7 protein-coding genes are annotated in these 12522 nt (G+C 52.7%); 1 reads left to right on the top strand and 6 read right to left on the bottom strand.

Annotation, left to right across the window (positions count from 1 at the left end; all coding sequences use genetic code 11):
* Positions 1 to 511 precede the first annotated feature (511 nt).
* Positions 512 to 2380 carry an N-acyl-D-amino-acid deacylase family protein gene (locus ACMAY6_RS05225; protein WP_435215049.1) on the top strand — a complete coding sequence of 623 codons (1869 nt, stop codon included), beginning with the start codon at positions 512 to 514 and terminating at the stop codon, positions 2378 to 2380.
* A 94-nt stretch (positions 2381 to 2474) separates the two neighbouring features.
* Here the strand turns inward: ACMAY6_RS05225 and ACMAY6_RS05220 are convergent, their stop codons facing one another.
* From ACMAY6_RS05220 to ACMAY6_RS05195, 6 genes are all read right to left on the bottom strand, one after another.
* On the bottom strand, positions 2475 to 4472 hold the full coding sequence (locus ACMAY6_RS05220; RefSeq protein WP_435215956.1) for an acetoacetate--CoA ligase: 1998 nt from the start codon (positions 4470 to 4472) through the stop codon (positions 2475 to 2477).
* Between the two features lie 205 nt (positions 4473 to 4677).
* On the bottom strand, positions 4678 to 5265 hold the full coding sequence (locus tag ACMAY6_RS05215; RefSeq protein WP_435215048.1) for a 2OG-Fe(II) oxygenase: 588 nt from the start codon (positions 5263 to 5265) through the stop codon (positions 4678 to 4680).
* Between the two features lie 93 nt (positions 5266 to 5358).
* Entirely contained in the window at positions 5359 to 6729 is a 1371-nt protein-coding gene (locus tag ACMAY6_RS05210) for a DUF1501 domain-containing protein (RefSeq protein ID WP_435215046.1), read from the bottom strand.
* A 10-nt stretch (positions 6730 to 6739) separates the two neighbouring features.
* Positions 6740 to 8638 (bottom strand): DUF1800 domain-containing protein, encoded by a 1899-nt coding sequence (locus ACMAY6_RS05205; RefSeq protein ID WP_435215044.1) that lies wholly within the window; start codon positions 8636 to 8638, stop codon positions 6740 to 6742.
* Between the two features lie 367 nt (positions 8639 to 9005).
* A complete protein-coding gene (locus tag ACMAY6_RS05200; protein ID WP_435215043.1) occupies positions 9006 to 9920 on the bottom strand; it encodes a DUF1295 domain-containing protein in 915 nt (304 codons plus the stop codon).
* Positions 9921 to 9934: 14 nt separating this feature from the next.
* Complete coding sequence (locus ACMAY6_RS05195) at positions 9935 to 12433, bottom strand: MMPL family transporter (protein ID WP_435215041.1); 2499 nt, start codon at positions 12431 to 12433, stop codon at positions 9935 to 9937.
* Positions 12434 to 12522: the final 89 nt, after the last annotated feature.

The following is a 12522-nucleotide window of genomic DNA, read 5'->3' as shown; positions in this document are numbered from 1 at the left end:
TGCGCACCCCGGCATTATTGGAGACATGATTGCGCATAGCAATCACTCCCACCGTGTTTTGTTATAACGGTGTGCCCTAACCGTGACCTGACGGATTTCGGCTGGGACATCAGCGTTGCGCTCTTCAAACAGCGTTTATCGCTTTAACATGGGAAAAACCAGCCTTTCTGCGTTGCACGCTAACCATGAGCCGATTCGGGCAGGTCTTTTCTGCGTGCCGGACTGTGCATAATCCCGCTGCATTGACGTCGCTTTTTTGACTCAAAATGTCGCTCATAAGCGCGTCAATTGGACCATTAATGACGCTTTTGGGAGCGACTGAGGGCCATAACCCAATGAGTCCGCAATGACGACAGGTTCAAAGCTTTAAAGCTTGGTACCTACGCCGGGCGGAGGTCATAAAAACCCCATCTCATCCCCCGATAAAACTTTGCACAGCCAGCGCCTAACTGAGCTAAAATTGCCGGCCACGGCCGTAACTAGGCCAGAGACCAAACCGGGGGCAGTATCAGTGGCAAGCACATGGGACCTTTTAATCAAGGGCGCGACGTTTTTCGATGGCAGCGGTGATCTTCCAGCCGTTCAAGATGTAGCGATTCGAGAAGGTAAAGTGGTCGCTAGGGGCGAAAATCTACCGGCTGGCCATGCAGAGGCCGTCGTTGAGGCCTCAGGCCAGTGGCTGATGCCGGGCTTACTCGACATCCATACCCACCTCGATCTTGAAGTCGACGTCGAGCCTGCCTTGCCCGAGGTTGTTCGGCATGGCACGACGACAGTGGTCGTGGGTAATTGCAGCTTGGGGACCAGCTTTGGCAGCCAAAAAACCGGCGATCAGGAGCCGATCGTTGACTGCTTTACTCGCGTCGAAAACATCCCCAAAGCCGTATTGCGCAAAGTTTCTGAAAAAATAACCTGGGACAATACCGGGGATTACATGGATCACTTCGCCGATCTTCCCCTTGGCCCCAATATCGCCACCTTCGTGCCGCACTCGATGCTACGCATCGAGGCCATGGGCTTGGAAGCAAGCGTCAGCCGAGCGCCCACCGAAAGCGAGCTAGTGAAGATGGAAACGCTGCTCGAAACAGCTATGCAACAGGGGTACATGGGACTAAGCACTGACGGACTGCCTTTTCACTACCTGTCAAATGATCCCAACACGGCAAAACGCATACCCACGCAGTTTGCAAGCTTTAAGGAGCTGCGTCGTTTGTTAAAAGTGGTGCGCAACTATGATCGCGTCTGGCAAACCACCCCCATCCTTGAGAATCGTCTGACAGCGCTGCTTTATTTCTCACTGACCAGCGGCCGTTTGTTTGGCAAGCCGCTAAAAACCTCAGCGCTCTCTGCTATGGAGATGACGGCGGCACCTAAATCGGGACGACTATTTCTCAAAGTCGCCCGCCTTTTAAATACGTGGTTATTCAAGGGCAAGCTGCACTTTCAAGCCCTGGGAACCAATTTTAGGGTCTGGTCAGATGGCATTGTTAGCCCCCTATTTGAGGAGATGACAGCCACCTCGCAACTCATCGCTAGAGAATACGATGACGTTGAGGGGCGAAAAGCGCTGATGCACGACCCCGACTGGGTGGAGTTGTTTCGCAAAGAGTGGATGCACGGTCGCACCGGCGGCGATTTTGCCAGCTGGAAAACTCGGCATGGGTTCCCTGACAGTCTCGTGATACGCGATGCCCACCAACTAATATTCGACGGTGCACCTATTAGCCATTGGGATGGCGAATCAATGGCTCAGGTCATGGAGCGGGTACAACGCTTTAAATCTGGAGACGAAACCGCCGCACGCTCGCGGGGAGAACAAACCGCCTTTGAGGAGTTTCCCGCGATTCTGCGTGACGATGCTGATTTTATGCTTCACATGATGCGCCGCTACGATAAAACGTTTCGATTTTATGCCGACATTGCTAACGCGGGAAACAAAGCCACCCTCGACTATTTACTCGATGATCAGGCTTTACCGGGGTTTAATGATTCCGGCGCCCACATTACTAATATGGCGTTTTTTGACAGCAACCTGATGTCACTAAAATTGGCCAAGGAGCGCGACGAGGCAACCGTGGCGCGAATGGTTCATCGCCTCACCAAAGAGCCTGCCACTGTGTTTGGGCTGGACGCGGGCTCTCTCGCTATCGGTGCTCGTGCCGATATGGTTTTGATCAATCCAAATGCCCTCGATAACTGGGAGCCCGATCAGACACGAGTGCTGGAGCACCGTGAGATATTTGATCACAAGCAAATGGTCAATCGTCCCAAGGGGATTGTCGCTTCTGTATTTATCAAGGGCGTCTTGGCGTGGGCCAATGGCGAAGCGCAGGAGGCGTTAGGGCGAGACACTTTAGGGGAGGCGCTTCGAGCCGCCTAAAGGAGATCTTCCCTCGTCAGGCCGTGACTTGACCAAAGGGTAGGCCCTCGCCGGCCCACCCTAGCACCCAACGCCTGGCCAGAGGGCCGGCAGCTCAGGTGAGAAGCTCCTCGCGGTCCCTGAAGGCATCTAGGGCCTCTGGATTAGCGAGGGCGTCGGTGTTTTTTACCGGTCGATCGTGAATTGCATTGCGTACCGCGAGCTCTACAATTTTTCCGCTCAAAGTTCTGGGGATATCGCTAACCTCAAGAATTTTTGCGGGAACGTGTCTCGGGGTCGTGTTCTCCCGAATGGCCTTGGAAATACGACTCCGAAGGTCCTCGTTGAGTGTGACCCCAGGAGTCAGCACCACAAACAGAATCACACGAACGTCGTTAGCCCACTCCTGACCGACCACAATGCTTTCCTGCACCTCTTCAAGCCGCTCAACTTGACGGTAGATTTCCGCCGTACCAATCCGCACCCCGCCGGGGTTCAAAACCGCGTCGGAGCGCCCGTGAATGATGTAACCCCCCGCAGACGTTAATTCACCATAATCACCATGGGCCCAAATATTGGGCCAGCTGCCGAAATAGGCTTGGCGATACTGGTCGCCATCAGTATCGTTCCAGAAACCAATGGGCATGCTAGGAAACGGTTGGGTGCAGACCAACTCCCCTTTCTCTTCCAAAAGCGCCTCACCGGCATCGCCCCAAATTTCCACCGCCATGCCTAAGCCCGGTGCTTGAATCTCTCCAACGTGCACCGGGAGAATCGGGCTCCCTCCTACAAAGCAGGACAAAATATCGGTGCCGCCACTAATTGATGACAGGCAAATATCCGCTTTAAACCCCTTATAAACGTAACGGAAACTCTCATGAGAGAGCGGCGAGCCCGTCGAGAGGATCGTCTTAAGACTCGCCAGATCCACCTCGTCATTGGGAACAATGCCCGCCTTCTCTAACGCCGCAAGGTACTTTGCCCCCACGCCAAAAATAGAAATCCGTTCTGCCTCTATTGCCTTTAGTAATGACAGCCCTTCCTCGGCAAAGGGCGACCCGTCGTATAAGACGAGTGGCGAACCGCTAGCAAGCCCTGACACCAACCAGTTCCACATCATCCACCCGCAGGTCGTGAAGTAAAACAGAACGTCATCTCGACTCAGATCAACGTGCAGCTGATGCTCTTTTAGGTGCTGAATTAATGTGCCACCTGCGCCGTGCACAATGCACTTGGGCATGCCCGTGGTACCCGAGGAATACATAATGAATAAGGGGTGATCAAAAGGGAGCTGCGCAAACTGCACCTCAGTTGCCGAGGTATCGAGAAAATCTTGCCACTGCACAGCATTGGAAATCCCAGAACAGTCAGGTTGCTCCGAGATTACTGGCACCACAACCACCCTTACTAAGGAGTCGATGGCACCGCTAATTGCAGCTAGGCGCTCTAGTGAGTCGCAGACTTTACCGTTATAAAAGTAGCCGTCGGCGCCGACTAAGACCTTGGGTTGAATTTGACCAAAACGATCAAGCACGCCGTTAATACCGAAGTCGGGGGAGCAGGATGACCAAATGGCACCCAAACTCGTTGTCGCCAGCATCGCCTCGACAGTTTCGATGATATTCGGCATGAAGCCAGCAACGCGATCTCCAGGGCCCACGCCTTGGCTTCGCAAACTCGCCGCAAGTGCCGCCACGTTGTTATAGAGCTGCTTAAAGGTAACGACCCGACGCTGGCCATTTTCCAGGCGAGAAATCAGTGCGGGCCGATCGTCACGGTAACGCAGCAAATTTTCCGCAAAGTTCATGCGTGCTTCTGGGAACCAGCGCACTCCCGGAACCGACTGGCAGGGAAAGGTATCGGGATTTTCTACAACCACAGTGCCCTTGTGCGCTGCAATAATGTTCGCGTAGTCCCAAAACGCCGACCAAAAGCTCTCCCGTTGGGTCACCGAAAACTGATGCAAACTGCGATAATCGTCGAAATCACCGAGGCCCCGTGTTTCAAGGAAACCCATAAAATCATAAATGCGACTTTGCGCCAGCCGATCTGCGGAAGGCTGCCATAGAAGCCCCGAGTCATTCGCTGTTGACGTGTCTGTTGGTACCACCATGAACTCATTACCCTTATACAATCGCGCTACTGAACCCTGAGGGGAGGCTGCCAGGCCTACGCTCTGAAGGGCGAACGTGAAGCTCACTCACGACCCCGCGACAGGTTAAGGAGTGTTACAGGCAGTTTTCGGCTGGTGCGCTTAGTCTACCACCCCGCTCAAAGTGCTTGGTTTTCCAATTTTTTAGGAAACCGCAGAAGCTCCTTCAAACGCCTTGGCTGCGTTCGGCAGTAATGAAATCTATCCAGCCCGTGAATATCATTTTTTCGTGACTGTTAGACACAACCCCCCGGTGCATATGCGTCATATCACTGGGCCAAAGAATGAGATTCCCTTTGACACATTCGGTGGTCATACCTTGATGTGGAAACTCAGTGCCACCACCCGGGGTATCCGTAAGGTAGAGCATCCACACCAAAGCCCGATGACAGTATTCAAGTCGGTCGCGCTCACAATGAATAGCGGGGTAACCGCCTCCTACCGGATACTCCTGAATGTTTGACCACTCTGAAAAACCGAGGGGTCCAAGCCCATTTGCGCCAGTGTTGTAATAATATTTATCGACATAACGCTTCACAAAGTCCGTGAGCAATTCGAAAAAGGGATCAACCTGACCATACAGGCGAATAGGAACACTCAGGTCGAGTGAATCCTTCATCGATTTATCGACTCGAGGATTTTCCCCAAGCCGGCCAGCTTGGGCCAAATGCTTATTATCTATGAAGAAGCCCACAATACGGTCGCAGACAGCATGGTCGACTTGGTAGGTTTCAATGAAGCTGTGTGGGGACATGACAGGTTCAGCCTTTTTGAGAGCGCCAATCATATCGGTTTGCCGCCCTCTTCGGCCAGCGGGCTTCTGCCAGCTCAAGTTAGATGGGTTCTCTCAGAGAAGGAGGTTGGACAGTGGGTTGGCGCCAAAATTACCGAGGTTGGGTAGCGCTTGTGCCAAGCTACTTTCATCGAGACCCAGCCACTGCCCCAGTGAGGCCGCATACTGATCCACGGCAATTGTAGGAATCAGTCTGCCATTGCCGGCGTCCTGACTGTGCTCAAGGCTCGGAGGTGGTATGTCACCGTACAGCACCCCGCCATTAACCGCGCCTCCCACGACAAATTGATGGCCGCCCCAACCATGATCGGTGCCGTCCCCATTATCTGTCAGTGTGCGTCCAAAGTCCGACGCCGTTGCCAGAGTCACCTGATTAAAAATACCCAGATTTTTAATCGCCTCGCTGAAGGCACTTACTCCAGCATCGAGCTGATTGTGCAGACTGGACAAAGTCTGGGCTTGAGAGCTGTGAGTATCGTAACCATAAGCGCCCACTAAAAAGATCTGGCGGTTAACCCCAAACTGCTGGCGGCTTGCGATAATTTTTGCGACACGCTCGAGCTGATTGCCCAGCGCTCCTGAGTCAAACGTAACGCCCAAATCGGGGGCTTCGCGAAGAATGGATGAATATTCAATATTTGCAGCAAAAGCGTCAACGGTAGTGGCCGCAAGATCACGGGTTAAAATGTGGGCAGCGGATTCGCCTTGGGCCGTCAGCATCTGGTAGACATCCGCCAAAGTTCCGTTAGCTTGATCCTTAACTAAACCATTAAGATCAACACCTAAGCCGCCCGCTGAGGCCGTATAAGGTACGGTCTCGTATCCAGTAACAAAAAGGCGATCCCGGGCCGTTGTTAATGCGGAAAAATCTGAAACAGAACTGATGCCCTGGGTGCTCAGTAAATCTGAAAACAGCCCACCCCAGCCAGCGGAAGCACCCTCGGGTGAGCCCGACTGCCAAAGTGACTGTTGATCATTGTGTGAAAATAGCCGTGGCGGTAACGCGATCCCCCCAGCCGAGTAACTGTCTCGAGTCACCGGTTCAACTAGGGGGCCAATGTTGCCCACTACAGCTGCCGCACCCTCGTCAAACAATGTTTTCATTCCCGAAAACTCAGGCGGCAAGGCAAATTCTGCGCCCACCCCAGAAGACGCCAACTGCAGCAAGCTACTGCGCGCTCGACCATCTCCATAAGCACTCAAAAGGTCACTACGAATATTGGCATACTCGTTGTATTCGCTCGTGCCGTAGGGAATTACCGTATCGTGGCAGTCCACCCCGCCAAATTGAAAGAGCAAAACTAAAGCTCGGTAGTCGTCGCTGACTTGTGCCCTAACAGGACTGGTGAGCGAGGCTAAGGCCAACGAACTCAAGCAGCCTATACCGCTCGAGAGAAACTGCCGTCTATTGAGAGGATGCTTCATTGTATAGTCCTCAATGCGCGACCAAATAATCGGCTGACGTCATGACCAGCGCAACAGCCAGCCCAACGCGAGTTGTACGCCAATCATCATCAGTATCAGAAGGCACTCCAGCCACTACATCGATAAAGCTGTCCACCGCCGGTTGCGACAGAGCACCACTCGCCAACAACAGATTTAAGTGCGCAAAAAGTTCTGGCAAATCATCGGCCAAACTTTCCTCGTAACTGTAGTCGGGAACAAAGCTGGTGCGCGCCAGCTCTGGATCAAAATCGACACCGGTCAAGCCCCCGATTTCGCGATAGGGTGAAAGGTCTGCGTTTTGAGTGCTGGCCGTAGCAAAGAACGTTATAAAATTCATATAAGCCGGGATAGTTTCTGTGTTCACTATTTGCAGCTCCGGCACTGTCATACCTGCAGCGCCACTATTTGTTCCAGGCGGGACATAGCCGGGGCGGTAAAAATTAAATACCGAGGGCGCACGAAAGGGGTGTTGAGCTAAATCCTGACCGTACTGGGTAACCGATGACAGGTCGTATAACTCTAAGGTGTATTCGGGCGTAACGGTACCGACATTGAAAGCTCTGGCCCATTGAGTAAAACGTAAAACAGGTTCGCGCAATTTCCCAAAGTAGTCTGGTTCCTCGGGATCAAGATTTTCGCGATCGAGCAATATAGCCGCAATCGTTGCCTTTAGATCGCCGCGCATCCCGCCACCAACGACCACCCCATTGGGAAGGGTGTAACGGCCGTCATTGAAGATCTCCGTGACTCTGGCGATATATTCAGGCGAGGGATTAGATGTAGTAAAGCGCTGAATGAGCTGCCGGGATAAAAACGGGCCAACACTCGGCACGCTCATCAGATGATTCAGAGCAAGCGTAATACTGTCTGAGGCGTTCGTATTTTCTGGGATCGTCAGCCCCAAAAAGGTTTTCACGGCCTCAGCATGTTTGGCCGGGTAGACAACCATCGGCTCCCGCCAACTCTTCAAGACTTCCGGGGACTCTGGATTATTTTCCGCCTGAGCACGGGTTACGTTGCGATCCAAACCCGTAAACACCTTTGCAAGGCCGGTAATGTCATCGTTATCGTAAAGCTCCAATGCACTGCCCTCGCCCTCTACATCTGTGGCCAAGGATCCATCGTCATTGAGCGAAACCGTCCCCATCGTGAACAACTGGAGAATCTCTCTGGCATAATTTTCGTCGGGTTGACGACCTGTTTCTGGGTCCTCCTTTTCATTACCCATATACGTTAAGTAAAAGCCCATCCCCGGAGAGTACGTCACGGCCTCGAGGAGGTCGCGGTAACTACCCAAGCCAAACTCTGTTAACAACGACTGATGATATGCCACAGCCTCCGGGTAAACGCTGAGCGCATTGGCCGTCGCATTGGATAACACTAAGATTTGAGACAGCGCGAACACCATCCGCTGGCGGAGCTGATCGCTCCCCGTGATACTGTGCTGCCAAAATGCAAAAGTCGTCGCCTCGCGATTCCATGGGTTTAGAATCAGGAACGGAAGCCGAGCCTGATAACTATCGAGAGTCGCAAGATAATCAGAAGGATCCTCACTAAACTGCTGCAGCAGCCAATCAGAGACGCTAGTACCGACCAGGGCCGACACATCACTGCGCGTAGCCCCAAAGGTCGCTTGAGAGAGAAATCGGGATGTATTGGCCTCACTCGCGAAAGGTAGGGCATCGGTTTCAGGGTCGCCAAAGTTATCGTCAAAGAACTCGCCACGGACCTCTTTAACGACACGTAAAAGGTCTATGAAGGTATTTCCTGCACCCTGAGCCGAGGAGATACTGGAAAAGCCCAGAGCGACGAGCAGCCCTAATATATGAACGGTTGTGACAGCAGTGACTCTTTGCATAGCAATACAGCTCGCTTTGTGTCTGGCCATACTAAGCGCTCGTTTACTCCGTGACGTCAACTGATACGACTGAAAATAAAATGTCCGTCGTTTAATGGGTTTTTATAAGACGCGCAGTTGCGTGACGCGCATGATATTGCGCCCACCGCTAGCAAGGCGTTTTTTGCCAACGGGTCGAGCCCACGCTCTGGAGACTCACAAAGTTTTTCCTGAGCATCTGCCGCCCTCAAGGCATCCCATGCCCTTCCGCTACCACCAGAAGTCATGGCTCCGTGCATCTGACAGAAATGTCTGCAATCTCATGCCTGCGGCTAGATTGCTGTCTCAAATAGATAGCGATGCAGATACGGCAGCGAAGCCGTTTGCTAGGCGGCTATTTAAAGCCCCCATCAGGTCATCAGTCGCTCGCACCTTCGGGATGACTGCGTAGCCGCGGAAGCAACATGGGGATTCGTGCCATTGTGTCCGCGTATTCAGGCCGACGCGCCAAAGAGCGTTTCTCCATCATGGGAATACTGGCGTAGCGGAACATTAGAATCATGGCCAGAGCGCCTAGCCCTACCCACCATGCACCCTGAGGGTAAGCAGCCAGTCCAAAAAGCGCCAAACCCACCCACATACCGATTTCACCCAGGTAGTTAGGATGTCGACTGCGTGACCAGAGCCCCGTTTCCAACGTATCTCCGGGCTTTGCCTGTGCCGCAAATGCGTGCAGTTGGACATCGGCGGTCATCTGCAAGGTAATCGCAGCGAACATAACAAGCGCCGCCAAACCGTCTATTACATTGAGGGGTTGATCTCCGAGTACCGTAACGGCATAAACCGGCAACATACCCAAAAACACCTGTATGGTCGGAAATACATGGACTCCCATTAAATCCACAGCAACAGCATTGCGACCCGCCTGCTCTCGAAGCATGCCGTATCGCCAGTCCTCATGGTGCAAGCCCGGCCAGTAATACGCCCAGTGGCAGGTCAGTCGCGTCGCCCAAAAGAGCAATAAGGCAAGGACCAGCATCTCACGAAGCGTTGACGCACTACTCCCTACCACCATCCACCAAAGCATCAGCACAGGCGGAATCACAGACCAAAACGCATCATAAAAACTGCTATTACGGTGCCAACGGCTAGCTCCAAATACCACGACGGTTGCCGCCAAATCAGCCCATAATGCGCGCCACAAAGGCTCAGCCGTTGACAAAATGAGCACCAGCCCCGCGACAAACAAGGCAATCACGTAAACCACAGTAACTCTGACTAAGGCTTCAGACTTTGGGATATCTGGACGGGGTCTTTGCCAAATTGCATGCATGGTAGAGCTACCTTTTAATTGTGTAGGGGGCGGTCGGTAAATCGTCCGAAATAAGTCATCAGAACCGGCACCAAGGAGAAAGTCACAACCACCATAATAGGAATTGCGATAGTCAGTAACTGACCCAAAGACGCCGCACCTCGATGGGTGCTTGTCATCAAAGAGGCAAAGGTTGCCACCGTCGTTACCGCTGACAGCATGACCGCCCTTGGAGTACTCGATTGCATCAGTCGCTCGACAGAACCCAAAGTCTGATAACGGTGCGCAATGTGAATCGCTGAATCAATCCCTAAACCAAAGATGAGTGGCACTACTAAAACGTTAGCCATGTTGAGAGACAGCCCTACCCACTCCATAACCGCAAAGGTGAGTACGGTTGTCAGCATCAGTGGAACAATAACAACCATGGGCATAATCAGATTTCGATAATAAAGCGTTAACATCAGAGCAATGCCCAGCACTGCCAGAATCGAGGCCTGCTGAAAGGCTCTAACAACCACACTGCCTACACCGTACTCAATGACTGCGCGTCCACCTCCGTTATCCACAACTGTGTTTGCCGCACTGACAAATGTGTTCAACCCTTCTCTGCTTTGGGTCGGCGTGGCAGGTCCAAACTCAAGTCGATGACGTCCATCCGGCAGGATCCACCGACGTTGCAACTGTTGCGATAAATCACTGATTTGGGGCGGCTCACTAGTGAGTAATGGCTCTAGGTCTTTGCGCCACTGTGAAATGGCCTCACGAATGTCTCCATCAAGGGCAATCAACTGGGCGTCATCGTAGCCCTGCAGCATGGATATTAAATTTAAAATCTCCGCGGGCAATGTCGGCATCGTTGACAGCGCCGCTAATTGCGCTCTTACAACTTGAGGCTCAAGAGCTGGAAACCCTGAAACAAGGTCTAGGGCCTCGCGCAATTGAGTCAGCGCTAAGACGCGATCCTTGTGATCGGACTGCGGTAGAAAATCTTCGATAGATCTTACGTAGCCGACAGCCTCCAATTGGGCAAGCTGTGCTTTCAAGTCTGGCAGCTCATCCGGTAAGGCCATGGTAGAAATACTGTAGTCGGTACTGAAGCCACCGCGTTGCAGTCGATCAAGTAACGTCATGGCCGGCGTCTCGAGATCGCGCAGCCCCGCGACAGAGTAATCAAAGTGGGCATCACGCGCTTTTAATGTGGCTGTTACACCTAAGACTAACCAAATAGCCAATGTTAACTGCATGCTAGGCCACCGTAATTTCAATGGCCGTACTCTGGAGGGTAGGCTGCCGGGTAAACCCAGCAAACCAAACAGTGCTGGCAATAAGGTGACTGTTAGAAAAATGGCGACCAACATACCGCCAGCGGAAATTATCCCCAGCTCCCCAAGCCCTTTGTATTCTGTTGGCATGAAAGATAAAAACGCCCAGGCCGTTGTTGCCGCCGACAGCATCAGAGCAACACCCGTATTGCGAACCGCACTCGCCACGGCATTACTTTCGGCTCGGACTTCGCGCACCGCCAAGCCGTAGTGCAATCCAAAGTCGACACCCAAACCAAAGAACATGACGAGAAAGGCGAGGGACAGGGTGTTGTACTGACCCACCGTGATCATAGCTAAAGCGTGGGTCCATAGACTTCCGATAACGACTAGCAGCAGCATGCCTGCGGTCAAAACCCCTGACCTTACACCCAGCGCCAACACCAATATGAGAAATACAGTCGATAACCCTGCCGCCAATTTAACCCCAGCTAGAGCATCGGAAATTTCTTCATGAGCGAGCACGATATCACCCGTCAAAGCTATAGTTAGCGCAGGGTGGGCTGCCACCACAGGTGCAATCCACTTTTCTATATTCTGAACAATCTCAGCGCCGGGAAACTGCGCATCAAAATTCGGCTTATCACTGACAAGAATCAATTCATAAAATAAATCATCATAGGGGCTGAGCATGGCTGGCACTGCATTTTTGACCAGATCCAGGTTTTTTAATGTCGTCGCTTTTCCCTGTAAGAGATCTAACAACGCCGGCGGCGTCTCATTGGGCAAGGTTACACCGAGCACGCCTAATGCACCGGTCAGGGCACCCTCACCCTGCAGTGCCGTGCTTAGCGTCACCAATGGTTGCACGCCGTCAATAAGCGCCAAGAAATCTGGACGGTCGAGATAAAACGCTAGCGCATTACGGATCGCGGGTTCCCGCATAGGAGTAGCGATTTGATCGAGCTCTACAAAATCGGGAGCGGCAGCCAAAACCGTATCAACCGCTTCAGAGACCTGCGCAGCCTCGGCACCTGCCACTACAATGATGGTCAAATTACGGAGTTGAGGAAAATCCGTTTTTAATGCTTCGTCATCACTGAACCAATGCTCTGAGTCGCGGGGCAGTATGACCTCGTCCATGGAAGAATTAAGGCGGAATTGATTCGCTCCAAAGGCGCCGGCTAATACGGTAACGCCCAGCAGTAACAGCAGCGTTACTGTTGGGTTAGCGAAGCAGCGAGTGACCCAGGCTTCAAGTAGCCTCATCAAACGCTCCTACGCACATTAATCTCACACCACCGATGGCTCGCGCTACGCTGAATATCTGATCGCAAAGATCTCGCAAGATGACAGCA

This window comes from Luminiphilus sp. nBUS_16, from assembly GCF_051201645.1.
Taxonomy (GTDB): domain Bacteria; phylum Pseudomonadota; class Gammaproteobacteria; order Pseudomonadales; family Halieaceae; genus Luminiphilus.
The sequence above is the reverse complement of the archived record's forward strand: the minus strand, read 5'-3'. Positions and strand labels throughout refer to the sequence as shown.